At 49.3% G+C, this 22,953-nt stretch carries 19 protein-coding genes and 2 tRNA genes; 11 read left to right on the plus strand and 10 right to left on the minus strand.

The genetic code is table 11. The features are described 5' to 3' along the window. Positions 1–17: 17 nt before the first annotated feature. Positions 18–4,613 carry a glutamate synthase-related protein gene (locus tag NZM01_02520; protein MCS6958906.1) on the minus strand — a complete coding sequence of 1,532 codons (4,596 nt, stop codon included), beginning with the start codon at positions 4,611–4,613 and terminating at the stop codon, positions 18–20. A gap of 188 nt (positions 4,614–4,801) precedes the next feature. On the opposite strand from NZM01_02520, the gene NZM01_02525 reads away from it, so the two are divergent. After that, complete coding sequence (locus NZM01_02525) at positions 4,802–5,611, plus strand: ABC transporter permease (protein ID MCS6958907.1); 810 nt, start codon at positions 4,802–4,804, stop codon at positions 5,609–5,611. Further along, complete coding sequence (locus NZM01_02530) at positions 5,608–6,297, plus strand: hypothetical protein (GenBank protein MCS6958908.1); 690 nt, start codon at positions 5,608–5,610, stop codon at positions 6,295–6,297. The genes NZM01_02525 and NZM01_02530 overlap by 4 nt, the downstream gene beginning before the upstream one ends. On the opposite strand, the gene NZM01_02535 is transcribed toward NZM01_02530, so the two are convergent. Next, the gene (locus NZM01_02535; GenBank protein ID MCS6958909.1) at positions 6,272–7,894 is read right to left on the minus strand and encodes an iron ABC transporter permease; all 1,623 of its coding nucleotides are present in this window, start codon (positions 7,892–7,894) and stop codon (positions 6,272–6,274) included. The two genes, NZM01_02530 and NZM01_02535, sit on opposite strands and share 26 nt — an antisense overlap. A gap of 220 nt (positions 7,895–8,114) precedes the next feature. Here NZM01_02535 and rplU point away from each other — a divergent pair, with 220 nt between their 5' ends. Together rplU and rpmA are read left to right on the plus strand one after the other, a co-directional pair. Continuing rightward, entirely contained in the window at positions 8,115–8,459 is a 345-nt protein-coding gene (rplU, locus tag NZM01_02540; GenBank protein ID MCS6958910.1) for a 50S ribosomal protein L21, read from the plus strand. A gap of 24 nt (positions 8,460–8,483) precedes the next feature. Then, positions 8,484–8,750 carry a 50S ribosomal protein L27 gene (gene rpmA / locus NZM01_02545; GenBank protein MCS6958911.1) on the plus strand — a complete coding sequence of 89 codons (267 nt, stop codon included), beginning with the start codon at positions 8,484–8,486 and terminating at the stop codon, positions 8,748–8,750. Here rpmA and NZM01_02550 read toward each other — a convergent pair. The 4 genes from NZM01_02550 to NZM01_02565 all read right to left on the minus strand — a co-directional run bounded on the left by NZM01_02550 (position 8,733) and on the right by NZM01_02565 (position 10,593). Then, positions 8,733–9,467 carry a TIGR00297 family protein gene (locus NZM01_02550; GenBank protein MCS6958912.1) on the minus strand — a complete coding sequence of 245 codons (735 nt, stop codon included), beginning with the start codon at positions 9,465–9,467 and terminating at the stop codon, positions 8,733–8,735. The two genes, rpmA and NZM01_02550, sit on opposite strands and share 18 nt — an antisense overlap. A gap of 4 nt (positions 9,468–9,471) precedes the next feature. Then, positions 9,472–10,278, minus strand: a complete 807-nt coding sequence (locus NZM01_02555; GenBank protein MCS6958913.1) for a mechanosensitive ion channel family protein — start codon at positions 10,276–10,278, stop codon at positions 9,472–9,474. Between the two features lie 142 nt (positions 10,279–10,420). Beyond that, positions 10,421–10,493, minus strand: a tRNA-Thr gene (locus tag NZM01_02560). Between the two features lie 14 nt (positions 10,494–10,507). After that, positions 10,508–10,593: transfer RNA gene (locus tag NZM01_02565), tRNA-Tyr, on the minus strand. Positions 10,594–10,743: 150 nt separating this feature from the next. On the opposite strand from NZM01_02565, the gene NZM01_02570 reads away from it, so the two are divergent. Then, positions 10,744–11,118, plus strand: a complete 375-nt coding sequence (locus NZM01_02570; GenBank protein ID MCS6958914.1) for a hypothetical protein — start codon at positions 10,744–10,746, stop codon at positions 11,116–11,118. Here NZM01_02570 and NZM01_02575 read toward each other — a convergent pair. Both NZM01_02575 and NZM01_02580 read right to left on the minus strand, forming a co-directional pair. Then, positions 11,089–11,895 carry a metal ABC transporter permease gene (locus NZM01_02575; GenBank protein ID MCS6958915.1) on the minus strand — a complete coding sequence of 269 codons (807 nt, stop codon included), beginning with the start codon at positions 11,893–11,895 and terminating at the stop codon, positions 11,089–11,091. The genes NZM01_02570 and NZM01_02575 overlap by 30 nt on opposite strands. A gap of 4 nt (positions 11,896–11,899) precedes the next feature. Further along, positions 11,900–13,798 carry a bifunctional metallophosphatase/5'-nucleotidase gene (locus tag NZM01_02580; protein MCS6958916.1) on the minus strand — a complete coding sequence of 633 codons (1,899 nt, stop codon included), beginning with the start codon at positions 13,796–13,798 and terminating at the stop codon, positions 11,900–11,902. A gap of 113 nt (positions 13,799–13,911) precedes the next feature. On the opposite strand from NZM01_02580, the gene NZM01_02585 reads away from it, so the two are divergent. Beyond that, a complete protein-coding gene (locus tag NZM01_02585) occupies positions 13,912–15,975 on the plus strand; it encodes a zinc metalloprotease HtpX (GenBank protein ID MCS6958917.1) in 2,064 nt (687 codons plus the stop codon). Further along, on the plus strand, positions 15,975–17,024 hold the full coding sequence (locus NZM01_02590) for a GAF domain-containing sensor histidine kinase (GenBank protein MCS6958918.1): 1,050 nt from the start codon (positions 15,975–15,977) through the stop codon (positions 17,022–17,024). The genes NZM01_02585 and NZM01_02590 overlap by 1 nt, the downstream gene beginning before the upstream one ends. Here NZM01_02590 and NZM01_02595 read toward each other — a convergent pair. Further along, positions 17,014–18,156 (minus strand): phosphotransacetylase family protein, encoded by a 1,143-nt coding sequence (locus NZM01_02595; GenBank protein ID MCS6958919.1) that lies wholly within the window; start codon positions 18,154–18,156, stop codon positions 17,014–17,016. The genes NZM01_02590 and NZM01_02595 overlap by 11 nt on opposite strands. A 249-nt stretch (positions 18,157–18,405) precedes the next feature. Between NZM01_02595 and psbD the strand changes: the two genes are divergently transcribed. Further along, positions 18,406–19,467, plus strand: coding sequence for a photosystem II D2 protein (photosystem q(a) protein) (gene psbD, locus NZM01_02600; protein MCS6958920.1), 1,062 nt, complete (start codon positions 18,406–18,408; stop codon positions 19,465–19,467). Positions 19,468–19,556: 89 nt separating this feature from the next. Continuing rightward, complete coding sequence (psbC, locus tag NZM01_02605) at positions 19,557–20,960, plus strand: photosystem II reaction center protein CP43 (GenBank protein MCS6958921.1); 1,404 nt, start codon at positions 19,557–19,559, stop codon at positions 20,958–20,960. 55 nt (positions 20,961–21,015) lie between these two features. On the opposite strand, the gene NZM01_02610 is transcribed toward psbC, so the two are convergent. Then, positions 21,016–21,663 carry a response regulator transcription factor gene (locus NZM01_02610; protein ID MCS6958922.1) on the minus strand — a complete coding sequence of 216 codons (648 nt, stop codon included), beginning with the start codon at positions 21,661–21,663 and terminating at the stop codon, positions 21,016–21,018. A gap of 231 nt (positions 21,664–21,894) precedes the next feature. Between NZM01_02610 and NZM01_02615 the strand changes: the two genes are divergently transcribed. Both NZM01_02615 and apcB read left to right on the plus strand, forming a co-directional pair. Next, a complete protein-coding gene (locus NZM01_02615) occupies positions 21,895–22,380 on the plus strand; it encodes an allophycocyanin (GenBank protein ID MCS6958923.1) in 486 nt (161 codons plus the stop codon). Positions 22,381–22,430: 50 nt separating this feature from the next. Continuing rightward, positions 22,431–22,916: an allophycocyanin subunit beta gene (gene apcB / locus NZM01_02620; protein ID MCS6958924.1), complete on the plus strand. Its 486-nt coding sequence runs from the start codon at positions 22,431–22,433 to the stop codon at positions 22,914–22,916. The last annotated feature ends 37 nt before the right edge of the window (positions 22,917–22,953 follow it).

The following is a 22,953-nucleotide window of genomic DNA, read 5'->3' on the forward strand; positions in this document are numbered from 1 at the left end:
GATTTTGCGATGGGTGTTCACTGGGGTAAGGAGAGCTTCAACGATCGGGTTTGCTGTTCTACCACAGAATCCAAAGCAACGGCATCAGTGGCTTCAGGTGTATTCAGTTCCGAAGGGGGAACCACTTGCCAGAATCGAGGTAAATAGTCTTCCCAGCGATCGAGAATTAACTTCACCTTGTGGCTGCCCGTTGCTGCTAAACTCATCTGCAGCAAATCCTGCAGTTGGGCAATTCCTGCCTGGGTTTTCACCCTTTGCACCGTCAGAGTTTCCTTACTCAAGCGCGCCTTGAAGCGACCGTCCTCATCTAGGAAGTAGGCAATGCCCCCTGTCATACCGGCACCGACATTCCGCCCCGTTGTCCCCAGAACAACCACTACACCCCCCGTCATGTATTCGCAACAGTGATCCCCTGCGCCTTCAATTACTGCCTTAGCACCAGAGTTACGCACAGCAAACCGTTCCCCTGCCCTGCCATAGGCAAATAGATACCCCCCTGTGGCTCCATATAGACAGGTATTACCTACGATCGAGTTCTCCGAGGGGTCATAAGTATAGCCCGCCGGGGGAGTGATGCTGATCATGCCGCCCCGCATCCCCTTGCCTACGTAGTCGTTGGCTTCCCCAATCAGATGGAGATGCATCCCGTCGATATTGAAGGCACCGAAGCTCTGCCCCGCTGCCCCCCGAAACTCCAACCGCAGCCGACTCGCTAAACCACTATCGCCATACTTCTTGGCAATCACTCCAGCTATGCGCGCCCCCACCGCCCGATCGGTATTAACAATTGTTAGCTGCAGGTTTAGGTCTTGCTGTTCCTCGATCGCTCTTTGCACGTCCGCCCGCGCCAAAATGGCATCATCCAGGACAGTACCGTTACTATGAGCTGTAGTTGGGTGAGCAAGCCAAGCACGATCGGTTTTCACCTCAGGCAACCGCAGTAGGCAGTCTAGGTCGATCTGATTAACATCCAGTTTGGTCAACTCCACATCCTGCCGTCGCCGCAACAGGTCAGACCGCCCAATGATTTCCTGGAGCGACCGATAGCCCAACTGCGCCAAGATGTGACGGACTTCCTCTGCCACAAATAGGAAGAAATTGACTACATGGTCAGGCACTCCAGGGAAACGTTTACGGTACTGCTCCAACTGGGACGTGACCCCCACGGGGCACTTGTTGGTATGACAGACTCGCGCCATAATGCAGCCCTCTGCAATCATTGCGGCTGTGCCAAAGCCGTATTCCTCACCCCCCAAAAGTGCCGCCATCACTACATCCCAGCCCGCCTTGAAGCCACCGTCTACCCGCAGCAACACCCGATCGCGCAGCTGATTTTCCAGCAATACCTGATGTACTTCGGTTAAGCCCAACTCCCAGGGAACGCCAGCATGTTTAATGGAACTGAGGGGAGAAGCTCCTGTCCCGCCATCGTGTCCAGAGATTTGAATGATGTCTGCGTTAGCCTTGGCTACCCCTGCTGCTACCGTGCCGATGCCGATTTCCGCCACTAGCTTGACCGAAACTTTGGCACGGGGATTGATTTGGTGCAGGTCATAAATTAACTGGGCAAGGTCTTCGATCGAATAGATGTCATGGTGGGGGGGTGGGGAGATCAGCTGTACCCCTGGCTTGGAATGGCGGAGCATGGCGATATACTCACTGACCTTTGTCCCTGGCAGTTGTCCCCCTTCCCCTGGCTTAGCTCCCTGGGCAATCTTGATTTCCAGCTGATCGGAACTGACAAGGTAAGCAGGGGTTACGCCAAATCGCCCCGACGCTACCTGTTTGATTGCCGAGTTAGGGGTATCACCATTGCGTAAACCCCGCAGATGGGGAAATGTGGGGGATATACCAGTCTCAGGGTCGACATCGTCGATCACCTGGGCCCGGATAGGGTCTTCGCCCCCCTCACCGCAGTTAGATTTGCCCCCCAGCCGATTCATGGCGATTGCCAAGACTTCGTGGGCTTCCCGGGAGAGCGCCCCTAGAGACATTGCCCCTGTACAAAAACGCTTGACAATATTCTCTGCCGGCTCTACTTCTTCCAAGGGAATCGGCTCCCGATCGGAGTGAAATTCCAATAAATCCCGCAGTGCTGTGGGGGGACGGTTTTCCAGATGCTGGCGATAGAGTTCGTAGTGGTTGTAGTCCTTGCCTTCCACTGCCTTGTGGAGTGCTTTTACCATTTCCGGAGAGTTCATGTGGTATTCCCCACCAGGACGGTATTGCACAAAACCCGCGTTTTCTAACTTTTGTACCTGCAACTCAGGGAAAGCCTGCTGATGGAAGCTAATTACCTCCCTGGCTAAATCGCGGAAGTTCATGCCCCCTATACGGGAAACTGTCCCCGCAAAACACTTGGCAATCACTGCCTGCCCCAACCCGATCGCTTCAAATATCTGTGCCCCGTGATAGCTAGATAGCAAGGAAATCCCCATCTTGGAGAGAATCTTCAGTAAGCCCCCCTCCACCGCCTGGCGATAACTAGCTTGCACCTCCGCCACTGTCATTTGCTTCAACTTGCCCTGTGCCATCAGGGTTTGGGTCTTGGGTTTCTGCCACCACTGCCGCACCGTTTCCAGCGCCAAATAGGGACATACTGCACTAGCCCCATAGCCAATCAAGCAGGCAAAATGATGGGTACTCCAACATTGGGCTGTTTCCACCACCAAAGATACCTGCATGCGCAAGCCTTCCTGGATCAAGCGATGGTGGACCGCTCCCACTGCCAACAGGGGGGGAATAAACGCCCAATTGGCATCCAAGCCCCGATCGGACAGGACCAAAATTTCACAGCCATTTTTTACCAGCTCCACTGCCCGCTGACATAGGGTGTCAATAGTCTGCTCTAGGGCATCTATGCCATCAGCCAGGGGGAAGAGAATATGGAGAGATTGTACCGATCGGTTAGTTTCGTAGAGGGCTTCCAGCTCCGCCTCATTCAGGACAGGAGATTGTAAATGCACTAGACGGGCTGCTGTGGGGTCGGGATTGAGTAAGTTCCCCTTGCGCCCCAGATACACCTCCAAAGACATCACCATCCCTTCCCGTAAGGGGTCAATGGCGGGATTGGTCACTTGGGCAAAACGCTGCTTGAAGTAGTCATATAGGAGTCGCGGGCGCTGGGAGAGCACAGCCAAAGGAATATCGTCCCCCATACAAAAGACCGGTTCCTTGCCTGACTCCGCCATGGCTTCAATCACCATGTCCACGTCTTCCTGGGTGTAGCCAAAGGCAGTTTGGTAGGCAAGCAGGCGCTTCTCGTCTAGGCTAGTGTGGTTAGCAAAGGGTTGGGGTAAAAGTTCCAGGCGGTGTTCCCGCACCCACTGACCGTAGGGCTGGCGTTGGGCAATGTCGAGTTTGATGTCCCAATTCTTGAGAATCTGCTGCTGCTCCAAGTCCACAGCGATCGTCTGCCCCGGTCCCAATCTCCCCTTCTCCAGGACATTCTCTTCCGGGACAGGAACCGTGCCCGCTTCCGAACTGACAATCACTAGATCGTCCTTGGTAATTAGATAGCGCGCCGGCCGCAGACCATTGCGATCGAGGAGAGCACCCACCACCTTGCCATCACTAAATGCCAGTAGGGCTGGACCATCCCAGGGTTCTTGAATACCACTGTAGAAATCGTAAAAGTCAACAATTGCTGGTTTATCCTCCAGGTCAGGTTGACTGCGGTAGGCTTCGGGTACCAGAATCATCAAGGCTTCTAGGGGATTGCGTCCTGTCTCCACCAACAGTTCAAATACATGGTCTAAATTGGCAGAATCGCTCTCATTCTCCTTCAAAATCGGTCGTATATCTGCTAAACGATCGCCCCAGGTAGGGTGCTCTAAACTCCCCTCCCGCGCCTTAAACCAGTTGATGTTACCCAGGAGTGTATTGATTTCCCCGTTATGTCCCAGCAACCGCATGGGCTGAGCTAGATGCCATTTGGGCATGGTGTTGGTACTAAATCGCCGATGGTAAACAGCAAAGGGGGTAACAAAGTCAGGGTCTTGTAAATCCAGGTAGAACCGATCGAGCACCTCTGCCCGTACCATTCCTTTGTAAACAATGGTTTTCTTTGATAGGGAAGCGATGTAAAATTCCTGATGCCAGTGGGGGTAGTGTTTTTCAATGGCTAACTTGATACGCCGCCTTGTAATGTAGGTAGAGCGGTCATCCGGGGAGAGAAAAACTGCTTGCTCAATCTGGGGTAGGTTTTCCCGTGCCTGCCTGCCCAACACGTCTTTATTGCAGGGCACTACCCGCCAACCCAATACAGTCAACCCCTCTTCTTGCGCTACAGTGGCGGTTATCTCTCGACAAATTGTCTGCTTATCTGGGTCTTGGGGTAGGAAGAACATGCCAACTGCACAGGTATTGGGGTCAACCCCCACCATTTCCCTCTGAAAAATTTGCCAGGGAATAGCTGTAAGTACGCCAGACCCATCCCCCGAATCCCGATCGGCACTGCAACCGCCGCGGTGTTCCACGCACTCCAGGGCTTTGAGGGTTAAAGACAGGATTTTATGACTCGATCGCCCTAACCGATCGGCAATGAAGCCAACTCCGCAACTATCCCGTTCTGCCACTAACCAAGGTTGTCCTGGAATGCTATACGCCACCATAGCTTTTACTAGATAAAAAGACGTACTGGCTATTTTAACAATACTTTCTGATTGTGACAGCGGGGCACGGAATTTCTTTAATTTTTCGCAGTATTTGGTAAATTTTGCTACTAGGGAGAGTGGCAACCTACAACCCTTGGCTGGTCGTCTATGAATTAGACTGGATAGGGGAAACGTGGATAAGGGATATGCTAGCTGAGTTTTACCAAGAGACCGTTGCTTTGACTAAGCGTTGGTTCCTTCAGTTGGTGCGTCGTCCTGCCACATTGATTGTGGGGGTAGTGCAGCCCCTGATGTGGTTATTGCTGTTTGGTGCGTTATTCCGCAATGTACCGACGGAATTTTTGGGGGCAGGGCAGAGCTACATCCAATTTTTAGCAGCGGGCATCGTTGTTTTTACCGCCTTTAGCGGTGCTTTGAATGCGGGGTTGCCCCTGATGTTTGACCGCGAGTTTGGCTTTTTGCAACGGATTTTGGTTGCTCCCTTGGCTTCTCGTTTTTCTATTGTTCTAGCCTCGGCGGTCTTCATTTTGAGTCTGAGTTTAATACAATCGGCGGCAATTATTCTGGTCAGTGCTTTGATGGGAGCGACGTTACCTAATGCTAGTGGCTTGGCGATACTGGCTTTGGTGGTGGGCTTAGTGGTCATCAACTTCACTATGTTGAGTTTGGCGGTGGCTTTTGCCCTGCCGGGGCACCAAGAGATGTTAGCGTTAATTTTTTTGGTCAACCTACCTCTTATCTTCTCCAGCACCGCTTTAGCCCCCCTGTCAGTCATGCCCACTTGGTTGCAATGGCTTGCCAGTCTCAATCCCCTCTCTTTAGCGATCGAGCCAATTCGTTATGTCTATAGTCATCCCCAATGGCAGTGGCAAGCAGTGGTGTTAGAGGCACCCTGGGGTGATTTAACTCTGGCTAATTCTCTCCTGATTTTGTTAGGTTTGGGAATATTGATTGCGATTTCCATCCGTGGCATTCTACGCAAAGGCATTGCATGACTCCCTTCCCCGACAATCTCAGTTACATCAAAGCCGAGATCAGTTGGCTCGATCGGGTGATTACCAAAGCAGTGGCACGGCAACGACAAATTACCCATGAAATAAACAAAGTGGCGAAAACGGCAACCGATCGGGCGACTGCCCATTGGTGGTATGGCTTTGTCACCCTTGACCCTGCCCAAGGCGGGCGGGAAGTACCCAAGGAACAACCTAGCCCCTGCGTCAGAATTAGCGATCGGATTCAGAAAAGCAAAGAGGCGGGAGTGTTTCTCGCTCTGCCAGAGTTATGCCAGCATTTTAAGTTGAATGAATTTGAAAAGAATGTCATTTTGCTTGGTCTTGCCCCTGAGATTGCCCGCCGTTACGAAAAACTGTTCATGATTTTGAATGAAGACGATACCAACGCCAGATTACCAACAATTGATTTAGCCCTCCGTCTTTTCTCCAAGAACGATAAGGAATGGCAGGTTAATCGTCTTTCCTTTCTGACAAATGGCAAACTCCTAAAAAAACGCATTATTAAGATACTCAAACGGGAAATGACTATCCCCACCTTTTTGGGACAGTGTTACAAAATCGAAGAAAAATACGTACACTTCCTCCTAGGAGAACACAAATCCCTAGCCCCTATCCTACCCAGACCCCGCAAACAAAAAGCAGCTAATTCTGGGGACGTGTGCGCTTGATTTGCCAACTGAGAATCAACACAGGAATTAATCCCACCAGCAATATCATCAAGGCAGGGGCAGTGGCTTCCATCAGACGTTCATCAGAGGCATACTGGTATACTCGTACAGCCAAGGTCTCCCAATTAAAGGGGCGCATAACGATCGTGGCAGGCAATTCTTTCATGACATCGACAAACAAAATCAGAGAACTAGTCAAAATGCTGCCCTGGATTAGGGGGGTATGAATTTTCCAGAGATTGGCAAACTGGGGACTGCCTAGACTTTGGGCAGCTTCATCTAAGTTGGGTTTCACTTTCTCCAAACTGGCACTAATGGCATTAAAAGGAATCGCCAGAAACCTGACCAGATAGGCAAAAACAAGAGCAAACAGACTGCCACTTAAAACCAACCCAGGGCGAGTCCCGATCGTATTTTGGCAAAAATCATTCAACCACTGATCTACTGTCCCCAGGGGTACTAGCGTACCCACAGCAATCACTGACCCAGGGATGGAATAACCCATAGAAGCCAAATACAAGCCATACTGTACTAGCCTCTCCCGTCCCACTCGCTTGATGTAAGCCAACACCGTACCCAGGACAGCGCCCAGAAGTGCCGCCACCAGCGCCAGCAGAAAACTATTGCGACTCAGCAGAAAGAAATCCCGACCGATGGATTTATGCTCCCACACCATCTCGATTAACAGGGCTAGGGGCAAAAAGAAGCCCAGTACCACAGGTAAAGCACAGACCAAAATTGCCCCCCAGGCTCGCCACCCCCTCAACTGATAGCGCACAGGGGACTGGTGTAACCTAAAGTCCTGGTAGTAGCGGTTCTGTCTTCTAGTCCATCCTTCTACCAAAATCAGCCACAACACCAGCAGAGTCAATACTGCTGCCAATTGCATTGCCGTCTGTCGTTCCCCCAAGCCGAACCAAGTGCGAAAAATTCCCGTAGTAAAGGTATCAATACCAAAGTACTGCACCGTGCCATAGTCATTGAGAGTTTCCATCAATGCCAAGGTAACCCCACTGACAATAGAAGGACGGGCTAGGGGGAGAGCCACCTGCCAGAAACTACGCCAGGGATTTGCCCCCAAAGACCGACTGGCTTCCATCGTACACACCGATTGCTCCAGGAATGCCACCCGTGCCAGCAGATAGACGTAGGGATAGAGCACCAAAGTCAGCATCAGGATGCCGCCCCCTAACGATCGGATATTGGGAAACCAGTAATCTGCCATAGCTTGCCAACCAAACCACTGGCGCAAATGGGTCTGCACAGGACCGTAAAAAGCTAAAAATTCTGTATAGACATAGGCTAGGATATAGGCAGGGGAAGCCAAAGGCATCAGTAACAGCCATTCCCACCACGATCGGCTGGGAAACCTACACATACTTACTAACCACGCCGTACTGACACCGATGACTACAGTGCCGACGGCCACCCCGATCGATAGATAAATAGAGTTGAGGATATATTCCCAGAGAACTGTTTGGGCAAGGTGGTGCCAAGTTTCGTGGTTATAGGCAAAAATGCTACCTAAAACAAACAGGATAGGGGAGAGAAAAATCCCCAGGAAAACCACTACACAGAAGATGAGAGAGTATCGCACTGCCTAGCCATAATTTTCTAACCAAATGCAATAATATCGCAATAATCGACTCAGAAGCAAGGAAGTAGAAATTGGGTTAACTTGGTACAGCACTTCTCCATAGTTAAGCCTCGGGTATTACCTACCCAAAACCAGAGCTTCATGCTAGTATAGAATTCTTTGCGCTTGAAAGGGGCTGACCCTGTGCCCTGCCAGCGTTAACTTTAGTTAGGAGCAAGTTATGGGTTACGCAATTATCGAAACAGGTGGCAAACAGTACCAGGTAGAGCCAGGACGCTTTATCGATGTCGAATTACTTCATCGAGAAGTAGGGGATAAATTCTCTATTACCAATGTCCTACTGGTCAACCTCGATGGCACGATCGTGGTGGGGCAACCCCATGTCCCTAATGCTTGTGTTGATGTGACAGTCCTCAAGCACTACAAAGCCAAAAAAGTGATCGTTTATAAGATGAAACCTAAGAAAAAGACGCGCAAGAAACGGGGACATCGGCAGCAACTGACTAGAATTATGGTTGATACCATCCGTTTGGACGCTGCGCCCCAGCCCACTACAGTACAATAGGAAGGACGAGGAAGGAGAAGCAACATGGCACATAAGAAAGGTTCTGGTAGCACCCGCAACGGTCGGGATTCTAATGCCCAACGGTTAGGGGTAAAGCGCTTTGGTGGTCAAGTAGTTAGAGCAGGGAACATTCTAGTACGCCAACGGGGCACCAAGTTTCACCCTGGCAAAAATGTCGGCATTGGTGGAGATGACACTCTCTTCGCTCTCATCGATGGGGTAGTCAAATTTGAACGCTACGGCAAAACTCGCCAGCGGGTGAGCGTCTATAGCTTAGCGGCTAATCAGTAACCGTAACCCAACAGCGATCGTTGCCCCCAAGCAGGTATTGATAGCATTGACGATTTCATTAGTCAGCCACTGCCAGCGGGATTGTAGGGTAGCGCCGATCACACTTTCTAGATTAGTGGCAATAAAAGCCGCTCCCACGCAGAGGAGTAATTCCTGGGGATTGCTAATTAAACCCACAAGCCAGCCTACCAAGGCAAGGACGATCGCTCCCAATATCCCTGCCAGCGTACCTTCCAGGCTTACTGCTCCTTCTGTGCCTGGGGGCACTAGTTGCAAATTAGTGATCAAATAAGTAGTTCGTCCGTAAGCCTTGCCTACCTCACTCGCCATGGTATCAGCAAGCTTAGTAGCCACACTGGCAACATAGCCCAATTGCCAGAGGGGATGGGGAAAAAAAACATAGCCCACGGCACAGACCGTTGCCACAAAGGCGGACCCCCAGAGATTAGCTGGTCCCCGTGCCCCCGATCGTTTCTCCGCAATTCCCCTGGCTTCCTTGATGTCTTTGCCCACATAAGTTACCCCTGTCCCTAGCAGAAAATAGGTCATCATCACCAGGTAGCCCTGCCAACCCAGACAGCCCCACAGTAGCACCCCCAATGCAAAGGCATGGAATAGACCCGCTGTGGTTAGCGCCTTGCGGGGTAGGAATAGACCGATAGTGAGCAACACACCATTGACCAGTGCACCGAGGAGCCAGGGGTTGGAGAGGAACATAGGTTTAGCCTTGTTCGATATGCAGATGGTGTTGGGGTACAGGGAACTCGGCTTCCGTGAAGCACTCCCGGATCACGCGGTTAGTATCGAAATACACCTGCCAATAATGATCATTATGACAGTAGGGACGCACAGCTAGCACGGTTCCCGCCAGGTTAAATTCTAAAATTTCCAGCTCAGGGGCAGGGTTAGACACTACATTGGGAATATTCACCAGACGTTCCCGCAGTAATCTGATTGCTTCTTGGTGATTGACATTGTGATCTAACTGGGCAACTAAGTCTACGCGGCGATAGGGATTAGCAGAAAAGTTTCGGATATTATCAGCAAAAATCCTGTTATTACCGACGTAGGTGCGAATATTATCTACCGTGGTAATTGTGGTAACAAACAACCCAATTTCATTGACAGTGCCTTCTACTCCCCCTGCCGCAACAAAATCCCCCACTCGGAAGGGCTGGAAAATTACCAGGAATACACCTGCGGCAAAATTTGCTAGTAAGCCACTCCAGGCTGCCCCGATCGCTACACCAGCTGCTGCTAGTAAAGCGGCAAAAGAAGTGGTTTCAATGCCAAAATAGCCCAGGATTGCTACTACCAAAACTATGTTGAGTAAGACCCCCAAACTGGAGACAATGTAGCTAGCGAGAGTTGCATCAAATCTTTGTCCCCGCAGTCCCTTGCCCACTAAACTGGTGGCAAAACTGATCAGCCGTCTGCCCACAAACCATAAGATTATGGCAACAATAGCCTTCAACACTCCCTCTGTAACAAGATTGAGGGATGTTTTAACTAGTTCATCAACATTCATTTTGTTCTCCTCTTACACTTGTGGTTATTATCTAGGCTAAAATTGGCCAAACAAACGAAAAAACTTACAAAAAATTTACAAAGCCCGCTCTCTAGCCAGCAACTACACTACCGTGGCTCCTGCTAGTCTGATAGCTTTACTAAGCTGCTAACGGGATTTGAACCCGTGACCTCGTCATTACCAATGACGTGCTCTACCTACTGAGCTATAGCAGCACACTCTCCTAAAGTGGTGGGCCGGGCTAGATTCGAACTAGCGTAGGCGCAAGCCAGCGGATTTACAGTCCGCCCCCATTAACCACTCGGGCACCGACCCCCAGGGCTTACAGTATACCACAGAAACTCCTGTGCAGGTTAAAACTTTTTCCTCGCCCTCCTAGAGATTAGCCTAACTAATCCAGAGTGTTTTTTGTCAAAACTAGCTCATGCTATCATAAACTCGTACCATTTAACTATGTCATTCTTTATGGCTAGTCTATCCGCTTTACTCCACTATTATCGTTTTGACTGTGGCAATCTTTCCGTGGAAAGGGTACTAGAAGAGTGGGCAGAGTTTGACCCTGAATGGATTAGACTAGCAATTGTAGAAGCTATTTATCGTGGACGATATAAAGTTAATTCTGTCACTGACATTCTCAAATTCTGGCAACGGCGTGGTGAACCGTGCTACCGCTTCAGTAAAGAGTTTGAACGATCGATTTGTAGCAACGTTATTTTCTCCGTTCCCCCTAGCAGACAAATGCCACTGTCCTTGCCTGTATTCAACTGGCACTACATTAATCCTACTCCCTTTGAATTGCGCTTGCGGGCACTAGTGTCTACTGCTAATTACTGCTCCTAGAAAGGATAATATCTGCAGCAAAATTATGCAAGGGCCACACGGCAGGTTAAACCAAGCAGAAGTAACTACACCTGTTACAGCGCTAAGGACACCAATTGTGGCAGATAACATCAGAAATGGGATAAACCTATTACATAGAAGACGGGCAGTAGCAGCAGGAATAACCAAAAAACCATTTACTAATAAGATACCTGCCGCTCTTAGGGATAAAGCTATTACTGCTGCCAGTAAAATAACGAAACTATACTGATAGGTTAAAACAGGGATTTTTTTCACCCGGGCTAAATCGATACTAAGACTGATTAAAACTTGCTGGGGCAGTGTAAAGTAGATACCTGTTATCACTACTGCTAACAATACTACTAATATCACTAAGTCTGAATTACTAATTGCCAAAATATCGCCGAATAAAACAGCTGTCAGATTGCCGCGGAATCCTCGCACAAATGTAAAGCCAATCAATGCCAAAGACACAGACCCCGCTAAAGCTACTCCCAAAATTGTATCTTCCCCCAAGTGCGTACGTTCTGCTAACAAGCGAATAGTAATACCAAAGATGACAGCGAACAAGATCAGTGTAGGAGTAGGTGGTAATTCTGTTAAAGCGGCGATTACTACCCCTAAAATGCTAGCGTGACCCAATGTATCCCCAAACAAAGACAGACCACGTAAAATGACAAAACAGCCTAATAATCCCCCCAAAATTCCTAGAAGAACTCCCCCCCACAAAGCCCGCTGCATAAAAGGTTCTTGTAGGAGTTCTAGCAGATTTACCATAGTATCATTGCAACGCTAAATTCTTAATTCTTTGGTCAGCTTGGGCAGCTGTATCCACAAGATTGACAGTGCCAATTTTCCTCAGATAGGTAGCAAGGGCATATTGTTCACTGCCAGGTGTATCAAACCCGATCGGCTTGGTTGTTGCCAAATCTTTTCTGTCTAAGTTAGGAAACCTAGGTAGGGGATAATCATCACCACCATCAGCTAAATAATTAAGAGTCACTGCCCGAAAAGTACGGTCGGGATTGCCCTGTAGTTTACCTTCTTTTACTACGACATCCTGACCAACTACTAGAGATTGAATTCTCTGCCCTACTGGCTGCTGCGGATCGAAACTAAAACTAAAACCACTGATTTGGGGAAAGCGACCAGGAGTTGCCCCAGGAGCTGATTGGGAAACAGCATGTTCCATGGTTTGTTTGAGTTGTGCTGCAGTCAATGTCACCAGGGTCAGACTGTTATTAAAAGCTAGGGCTGTCTCAATGTCTAACTGGGAAATTGCCCCCGCTGGTTTATTGGCAAATCGATTAGCTAAGGGGGGGATTCTTTGCACTGGTTCACTACCGCCATTACCTGTAACTGCCCCGATCGGTGCTCTGATGCCACCGCCATTCTTGAAGGAGATGACAGTGGCAGGATCGATTGTTTTAGCATAGTCTAAATTAGCATCAGCAACGAGATTGCCTAAGTTAGTTTCTTCCGTGCGTACTTCATTGCGTATTCCATTCAAAAATGTTGTCGTCTGACCAAAGATATTTTTCTCTTTTGTCTCAATAATGCGGGCAATCTCTGCTACTATTTGACTGACACGGGGATTGGGTTTGCCGTTCACTGCCTTTACCCCTTCTGGGTCTGTAGCGTAGGCACCGCTGACAGGATCAATTCTTGTAATGATACCTTTGTCATCGAAAGTAACTACCAGACGACCAACATAACGATAATTTGCCCCCGTGTTAACGATAACGATCGGTTCTCCTGTGGCTGTAGTTTTTTGGATGGGATAAGTGTCAAAAGGGCGATCAGGGGGGTCTTGTCTTAAACGATCGGTGGGTTTGGCTAATACTTGATGGGAACCACCCCCAATAATTACATCCACATCCCGTAGTTGAGATGCTAATTCAATTTCATTCTGTATTTGCTGCAGGTGGGCAAGGAGAATAATGTATTTAATTCCCGCCTTAGTTAAACTATCAACATATGGTTGGAGAACTTTGCTATCTACTTGGTCAGTGTTATCAACAGAACCTTTGACAACAACATCCTTACCAGGGCTAGAAATTTGAGCTAATCTAGTGGTAGTTGCTCCTAATAAACCAATCTTTTTACCATTGACTGTAATGACAGCGGTATGGGCAACTTTATGGGCAATTTGACTAACTTCCTCTCCATCAGGAGCTATACTATCAGCATCTATGTCCCCTGGTTGGAAGTCTAAATTGGCACTCAAATAGGGGAAATTAGCACCACTATAGCCCCGTTTGCTATCTGGTGTTATTAAATCCCGCACTTGCCGTAAACCCTGGTCAAAATCATGATTGCCAAAGGCAGAAGCCTGCAACCCAATGGCATTGGCTATTTCTATATCAGCTTTGCCTGGAGTAAAATTATACCGTGCCGCTAAACTGGGATCAGTACTGGCATTATAGAAGGGACTAGGTAAGTAGTTATCCCCACTAGAAACGACAATTGTATTGGCAAAAGTGGGACGCAAGGCATCAACAACGGCGGCAAAATTCGGCGCATCCTTGATAGCATTGAGGGAGGCCTCTAAATCACTAGCATGGAGAATTTGGAGAGTAAAACTTGAGGAAGAAGTGACAAATCGGTTGATAAAGTAAATACCCCCAATCAGTAGACAAATGGCTAAGCTAACGGTTACATACCTAAACAGCTTGTTCATTATTCCCCTCAAGCCCTCTAATTGAGTTTATTATGTTTAGCTATTAGTGCCAAGGGTTAACAGTAAAATAATGTCAAGGGCGGGTAAAATTATAGGGGAGTTGGGATTTAGTTATGTCCCTCAGAGTTGCCAAGGAATATCTGCAAAGGAAGCGCTATACGGAGGCGATCGCTCTCTTGCAAGCCTACTGTCAAGACCACCCCGACCCCCATGCCCCCGATTTTCTCCAAGCCCAGATGTGGTTAGTTACTGCCTGGCATCGATCGGGGCAGTTGGACAAAGCTAGAGCACTCTGTGAGAAATTACTCAACTCTGCTGACCTACAAACTCAAGATTGGGCAAAAAAGTATTTACTGAATTTACAAAAGGAATTGGGTGAGTTTGTTCCTGTGGTGGCGAATGCTCCCCAAACTGAAGCAGTAGTTACTGCCCAAGCTAATCGCTATCGCCGTCGTAACGTAGTTTTATCTCAAAAAAAGGGCGATCGGTGGATTTGTCTAGGTGCTGCTATCGCTACTTTGCTTGTTTTTGTTAGTCTGATTTTGGGGTTTTATCTGTTTTGGTTGACCAGATTTGTCTTGGAAATTACCCCTGGTTGGTGGTGGGTTTTAGGGACTGTAACTGTCATTACGTCTGTACTACTTTATTTTATGTCCCCCTGGCTGATTGATATTACGCAAAAACGCTATCAAAATGTGCAGTGGATCACTTGGGGGGAGTTGGAATTCCGTAGTCCTGAGGCAGTAGAATTGGTGCAATTTTTCTGTGATGTGCGCAACTTAGGTATTCCCCGTTTGGGTTGGATTGATGCTCCCCAGCCTGTTGCTTTTTGTTATGGCGTTTTACCGAATTCAGTGCGCATAGTTGTCAGCAGGGGGCTGTTTGAAGTTTTAGATGAGGATGAAGTTGCCTGTACGATTGCCCATTTGTTGGGTAGAATAGCTAACGGCAGTTGTTTCATTTTAACGTTTGTCAGCCTTCCAACGCAGCTTTTCTATCTGCTATCTGTACAGTTAGAGCGATGGAGTTTTGTTCTCAAACAGGGAAAATCCAGTAAGGTCAAATGGTATCTGGCACGGTTGGCGAAATGGTGTGCTATTGCTGCCCACTTTTTCTTTGACCTCAGTCATTATTTGAGCAGTGGTTTACTCAGGGCAACAACCTATTTGAACGATCGGTTTGCGGCGGAACTGACGGGTAATCCCAATGGCGTGATGCGGGCGCTGCCCAAAATGGCTAGGGGTTTAGTGGCAGGTATTCCCCAGGAAATGCAGGCAAGGATTCTAGCATCAACACGGGGATTGGGGGTCTACGACTACCAGAATGTCATCGCAGTTGGTATTGCTTGGGAAATTCTTTACTCACGGCAGTCGGATAAAAATATTTATGAGGTGTTTTTGTGGGAACTCTTTAACCCCTGGGCAAGTTGGCTGGAGTGGCAATCTACCCATCCCCCCATCGGCAAACGTCTGCGTAGATTAACTTTCTATGCCCAACAATTGGGATTAATACCTGAGTATCAGTTCTCTGACTTGCTAAACAGAAAACTCAGTAAGAGACAACTGCGCCATCGGTTTGGTCGGGATTTCTTAATCCATGTCTCTCCCTGGTTAGCCCCTCTGGTTGGATTGATTGGGGCTGAAGTTCTCAATGTCCTCCTCGATCTGTACAATTCTTGGCTAACTATTAGTTTTATTTCCCTCGGGTGGGGCTTCGGTTTGATGTTTGTGGGGGCATTGCGCTTTCCTCCCTATCGGCGGGTGCGGGATACAGATTTAGTCAGTCTCCTCCTTGACCCCTATGCCAGTGCTGTACGGGGAGAACCTGTACAATTGCCAGGGGAACTCCTCAGCTACAGTGCTCAAGACCCCTTGCGCTATCTGCTAAAACTGGAAGACCAGGGAGGAATCTTGCTCGTCAATGCCCTAGCAGAACCGATCGAGTGGTACCAGGACCGCGTTGCCGTGGTGCAGAGACTGGAACAATTGACGGGGGAATCAGTGATCGTGGCGGGTTGGTTTCGCCGCTTCCGTGCTCCTGTGCTTGATCTTGCTACTCTGCGTCCCCTGGTGGGGGAAAAACAAACTTTTCGCAGTTATCATCAAAGTTGGAATAACGTGTTTAGTACGATCGTTGTCCTGGTAGGTTTGTTTTGTTTACTCCTCAGCGCCCTGTGATGTTTACTGCTAGTCCCGATCTGGAAGCGATCGTGCAAGCCCAATTGCTCTTGGCGGTGCAGAGTCTGGGTTTACTGTCGGCAGTGCTTTATCTAGCCCAAACTACTCCTGAGGGAACATCCCAGTGGGTGGAATTAGCTTCTTATCCCCAGGACAAACCAGCTTTACCACCCGATCGGGACTCCCACTTGTCCCAAGGACGTCTGATTGTGCCCCTGGTCTATGAAGAGGGGATATTGGGGTTACTGGTGTCAGAAAAGGAAAAGGGCTGGACAGCGGCAGAACAACAACAAATAGAGGCAATTGGTCGTACCCTGGCGATTGCCTGTGCCCTAGACCAGCGGTATCAGTGGCTGTTGCAGCAACAAAAACAGGAACGGGACTTGTTAGCTAATCTTCTCCACCAACTGAAAAATCCTGTTACTGCTATTCGTACCTTTGCCCAACTACTGGTGAAACGGATTTTACCTAGCGACCCCAATCATTCCCTTGCTAAGGGCATTGTGCGGGAAACTGTTCACCTGCAGGAATTGTTAGGGGAAGTCAAGCAAACACCCCTGCTCTCCCCTGCTGCTACTTCCCTGTTGCTACCCCCTGCTCCTATTAACCTGACGGAGGTACTGGAACCGATCGCCACATCCTTTGCCAGCCTAGCCCACAGTAAGGGTCTCCAGTTTACTACCCTCCTGCCCAAAGACCCTGTCTTGGTCAAAGCTCACCCCAGTGCCTTACGGGAAGCAATCGGTAACATTCTGGACAACGCCATCAAGTATACACCCCCTGGTGGCAATGTTACTCTCACAGTGGCTGTAACCAACCATCACTGCCAAATTGTAGTAGAAGACACAGGCATAGGCATTTCTACTGCAGACTTACCCCACGTTTTTCAACGCCACTTCCGCAGTGACAAGGTAAATAAGGAGATCGAAGGTAGTGGTCTTGGTCTAGCCATTGCTAAACAACTCCTGGAACAGATAGGAGGCACGATCGGAATCGATAGTACCGAAGGAGTGGGTACCCAGGTGACAATCCAATTACCTAAGGCTTAGCTGCAGCCACCGGTAGTTCCATCAGACGATAGAAGCGGGGGAAGTCAAAGTGGTCGCTCAGTAAATCCACAATACATTTCACTTTTAGCCCTTCCTGTAACCGCACTTGCCCCAAGCACTCCCGAATGATCTCTACTGTTGTCAGAGTGTCCTTGTTAACAGCTAGGATGGGCACTTCAAATTCCGCTGCCCGCTGCCGTACCTCTGGTGTCACATGGGGGGTACCCGTCAAAATTAGACAAACTGTGGATGTTTCCAGGGCTGCCAGTTGCAAATCTACTCTGCTGCTACCTGTTACCACTGCTTTTTGGGGAGCGCTGCGGAAAAACACCTGGGCAGAATTGACATCCATAGCCCCAATTTTCAAGTCCTCAATCAGAATCTCTGTCAACGGCAAAGTGTCAGGGGCATAGAGTATCTCTGCTTCCAACTCCTCCACCAAGGCAGCTACACTGATACTGCGCAAAATCCGACTTTCGGGCATCACCGCCAACACCGCAATTCCCCGCTCTTCTAAAAAAGGAGTCAAAACCGATCGGGCAAACTCCATGGACTGGGGGGGAATGTCATTGATTACTACCCCCATTAAGTAGCCCCCCATGCGCTCTTTTGCCACTAGGAGGTGATCTGCCACCAGCAAATCGCTGTGCCGTACCACTAACAAAATGGGAGCTGCCAGGGCTTCAGCCATTTGTCGCAAGGACAGTCCGAAAATTGCTCCTTCTGCTGTATTGGCTGGGGCTTCCACTAGTACCAAATCCCCCTCACTGTAGGCGTGATACTGACGTAGCTGGGAACTGTAATCCTGGGGAGCACGCAATTGCTGCTCTAAGGAACGACGATCGAGGTACAGCAACGTAGGGCGAATCAAACTGGGGGGCAACCCCAAAGCTTGGGTAATAAACTTGACATCCACCTCCAGTGGGTAGGCATCCTGGGGTAACTCCTTAGAAGTAAATGTACCTAAGGGCTTACCATACCCTACCGCTAGCCCACGCTTTTGCAGGTGCAACCCCAAACCTAAGATAACCGCTGACTTACCACTCCCTCCCCGCGTTGAACCAACCAGTAAATGTTTTGCCACAGACTTGCCCCTCTCCCGCTCTGTCCAATTATTTTGCCACACTGACATTAGCTTGCCCTTCCTTCAAGATGTATAAGCACTTATACCGATCGATACCAGAAATATTAAAAAATTATTAAATTATCCTACAACAGCGATGTAACAAATTGCCAGAAGACTTGAGGCGCAACTACTCCTGGAGGTGGTGTTCTGGATAACGTTAAGATGTGTTAAGCTGAGAGCAATTGTAGTTAGGCTAGAATTCTTAACACAAGGTTCTAGCTCTACACTCGTTAACAAATCACTGGGTTTAACGCGATGACTATAGCAATTGGTAGATCACAACAGGTAGAGCGGGGATGGTTTGATGTCCTCGATGACTGGCTCAAGCGCGATCGGTTTGTCTTCATCGGCTGGAGCGGTCTCTTGCTCTTCCCCTGTGCTTTTCTCGCTATTGGTGGCTTCTTCACTGGCATCACCTTCGTTACCTCTTGGTATACCCACGGTTTAGCTTCCAGCTTCCTGGAAGGGTGCAACTTTCTGACTGCTGCTGTTTCCACTCCCTCTTTGAGCATGGGGCACTCTTTGCTCTTGCTCTGGGGTCCTGAAGCCCAAGGGGACTTTACCCGTTGGTGCCAAATTGGCGGTCTGTGGACGTTTACCGCTTTGCATGGTGCCTTTGGTCTGATTGGGTTTATGCTCCGTCAGTTTGAGATTGCCCGTCTGGTCGGTATCCGTCCCTACAACGCAATTGCCTTCTCTGCTCCCATTGCGGTATATGTGTCTGTCTTCTTGCTCTATCCCTTGGGGCAAGCAGGTTGGTTCTTTGCACCTAGCTTCGGTGTTGCGGGTATTTTCCGTTTTATTCTCTTCTTCCAAGGTTTCCACAACTGGACTCTCAATCCCTTCCACATGATGGGGGTAGCTGGTGTCTTGGGTGGTGCTCTGCTTTGCGCCATTCACGGTGCTACCGTAGAGAACACCCTCTACAAGGATGGGGAGTATGCTAACACCTTCGTTGCTTTCAATCCCACCCAGTCGGAGGAAACCTACTCCATGGTGACCGCTAACCGCTACTGGAGCCAAATCTTCGGGATTGCTTTCTCTAACAAGCGGTGGCTACACTTCTTCATGCTGTTTGTGCCTGTTACTGGTTTGTGGATGGCAAGTATTGGTGTGGTAGGTCTAGCTTTGAACCTCCGTGCCTATGACTTTGTGTCCCAGGAGTTGCGGGCGGCAGAAGACCCCGAATTTGAAACCTTCTACACTAAGAACCTGCTGTTGAACGAAGGTATCCGGGCCTGGATGGCTCCCCAAGACCAGCCGGCTGAACGGTTTGTCTTCCCTGAAGAAGTGCTGCCTCGCGGTAACGCTCTCTAATTTCTCTTACCAGTCCGATCGGCTATCTACTACTGTAGGTAGCTGGTCTTTGCATAATAGATGACTAGTTTTCATGGAGTTTTACAGTCGTGACTACGACCATTAACTTTAATAGCCTGGGTGTAGGCGGACGCAGTTTGGAAACCAGTGGTTTTGCCTGGTGGTCTGGGAATGCGCGCCTAATTAACCTCTCTGGTAAGCTGTTGGGTGCTCATGTTGCCCATGCTGGTTTGATTGTGTTCTGGGCAGGGGCTATGACTCTGTTTGAGCTAGCTCACTTCACCCCCGATAAGCCCATGTATGAGCAGGGTCTAATCCTTTTGCCCCACTTGGCAACCCAGGGTTGGGGTGTTGGTCCTGGTGGGGAAGTGATTGATACCTATCCCTACTTCGTGATTGGCGTATTGCACTTGATTTCCTCTGCCGTGTTGGGTCTGGGTGGTATTTACCACGCCATTCGTGGCCCTGAAATTCTGGAGAACTACTCCCAGTTCTTCGGCTATGACTGGAAGGATAAGAACAAGATGACCACGATCATTGGTATCCACCTGATCCTGTTGGGTCTGGGAGCTTGGCTACTGGTGATCAAGGCAATGTTCCTGGGTGGTCTCTATGATACTTGGGCGCCGGGTGGCGGCGACGTGCGGGTAGTAACTAACCCCACCCTTGACCCCACAATTATTTTTGGCTATCTGTTCAAGGCTCCCTTCGGCGGTGAGGGTAATATTATCAGTGTTGACAACCTAGAAGACGTGGTGGGTGGTCACATCTGGATTGGCTTTATCTGCATTGCCGGTGGTATCTGGCACATTGTTACCAAGCCTTTTGGTTGGGCACGCCGTGCTTTCATCTGGTCGGGGGAAGCTTATCTCTCCTACAGCTTGGGTGCCCTCTCTCTGATGGCATTCATCGCTACCTGCTACGTTTGGTTCAATAACACTGTCTACCCCAGTGAGTTCTACGGTCCCACTAGCTCTGAGGCTTCCCAAGCCCAAGCTTTTACCTTCCTAGTGCGGGACCAAAAGTTGGGGGCTAACATTGCTACTTCCCAAGGTCCGACTGGGTTAGGTAAGTATCTGATGCGTTCGCCCACGGGGGAAATTATCTTTGGTGGGGAAACGATGCGCTTCTGGGATTTCCGTGGTCCTTGGTTGGAGCCTCTCCGTGGTCCCAATGGTTTGGACATCGATAAGCTCAAGAATGACGTACAACCCTGGCAAATCCGCCGTGCAGCTGAATACATGACCCATGCCCCCCTAGGTTCTCTCAACTCTGTGGGTGGTGTAATCACGGAAATTAATGCCGTGAACTATGTGTCTCCCCGCTCTTGGCTGGCTACTTCCCACTTCTGCCTGTTCTTCTTCTTCTTGGTGGGACACCTCTGGCACGCAGGGAGAGCGAGAGCAGCTGCTGCTGGCTTTGAAAAGGGTATCGATCGCAAGAAAGAACCTGTACTGGAAATGGCTCCTATTGACCCTGTAGCTAAGGAGTAGTTCCTAGCTATTCCTGAGTAGATACCGATCGGTCTAGTGCTGATCGGTTTTTTTATTAGTCAATCAAGCCTTCTTCCCGTGCTCGTTTACCAGTCTGGACGCGAATGTTTTTGCCTGGTTCGGGATAGACACCGAGGGCATCCTGCATCTTACTCCAGTAGTTACGCACCGTGCGCTCGGAAACATTCATTACCTCAGCAATAGCTTTGTCAGTCAGGGACTCATTGAACGCTAGGTGTAAGACTTCTAACCATTCTGGACGGACTTCTACGCCCGTTCGGATTTCTCTGGGGGTGTAGTTCAGACCTTGAACTGCCCATTCCACCCTGGTCACCATCTCCTGAATGGTCATGGCTTTGTTGGCAACGGTAAATCCCCCTTCGTGGGCATCAATGGCTGGACGTAGGCGCACTAGGGGCATGGGGTCAATGCTGTGGACAACAATGTTGAGTTGCTTGTATTTGTCCATAATATTGCGCAGGAGTTTAATGCCTGCTTCACTTTGGGGAGGAGCACCGGCTTCCTCAGGCATAGATAAATCCATGATCAATAGGTCAGGTTTGTAGCGATCGACCTTTTCCCAACCCGATCGGGCATTGTGAGCAGTCAAAAACTCCGCCTCTGGGTAGTGGGGCTTAAGGGCGTTAATTGTCCCCTGTAGCGCAGTTTCCTGGTCATCGATAATGACGATCCGCTTTACCATAGGCTTTTTCTGGGCACCGAGAATTGTTAAGAAGTGTGTGGGAATGTCTGAGAGTTACCTCAGTGTATAAAAATATGTTATGTCCCTTGATACTCCTTTTTGCCGAGGAATTGGGGTCAATCCTAAAACTGGGGCAAAATTTTCGTCCGAAAGGACTAGGAGTGTCAGAAATCTCATTATAATCAGAAGTGGGCATAAAGCCTTTTAGATTCTTGTGGAGGAAAAACTTAAATGAGTGTAATCACGAAGTCGATCGTGAACGCGGACGCTGAAGCACGCTACCTCAGTCCTGGGGAGCTAGACCGCATTCGTAGCTTTGTCAGCTCTGGTGAGCGCCGTCTGCGGATTGCCCAAACGTTAACAGAGTCCCGTGAGCGGATTATCAAGCAAGCTGGTGACCAGTTGTTCCAAAAGCGCCCTGACATTGTTTCCCCCGGGGGCAACGCCTACGGTGAAGAAATGACTGCCACCTGCCTGCGGGATATGGATTATTATCTCCGTTTGATTACTTACGGGATCGTGTCTGGGGACGTTACTCCCATTGAGGAAATCGGCTTAGTGGGCGTAAAGGAAATGTATAACTCCCTGGGTACACCTATTCCCGCGGTAGCAGAGGCAATTCGGTGCATGAAGAATGTTGCTTCTTCCTTGCTTTCTCCCGAAGATGCCGCTGAAGCTGGTTTCTACTTCGACTATGTTGTCAGCGCTATGCAGTAACCCTGCATTTTTTAGTTTTCAGTGCAAACCCCTATAAGAGAATATCGACAATGCAAGACGCTATTACTGCTGTTATCAATTCCTCTGACGTTCAAGGTAAATACCTGGATGTAGCTGCTTTAGAAAAGCTCAAAGCCTTCTTTGCCACTGGGGAACTGCGGGTACGCGCCGCTAACACGATCGCTGCCAATGCTGCTAGCATCGTTAAGGAGGCGGTGGCTAAGTCTCTACTCTACTCTGATGTCACTCGTCCTGGCGGCAACATGTACACTACCCGTCGCTATGCTGCTTGTATCCGTGACCTGGACTACTACTTGCGCTATGCCACCTACGCTATGCTGGCAGGGGATGCCTCTATCCTCGATGAGCGGGTGTTGAACGGTCTCAAGGAAACCTATAACTCCTTGGGGGTACCGATCGTTTCCACTATCCAAGCTATCCAAGCGATGAAGGAAGTTACGGCTGCCCTAGTTGGTCCTGAGGCGGGCAAGGAAATGGGCGTGTACTTTGACTACATCTGCTCTGGTTTGAGTTAAATACTGCTGGGGGGTCATCCCCCTCCTACCACTTAGA

The organism is Pseudanabaenaceae cyanobacterium SKYG29, assembly GCA_025055675.1.
In the GTDB taxonomy this organism is placed as follows: Bacteria; Cyanobacteriota; Cyanobacteriia; order Pseudanabaenales; family Pseudanabaenaceae; genus M5B4.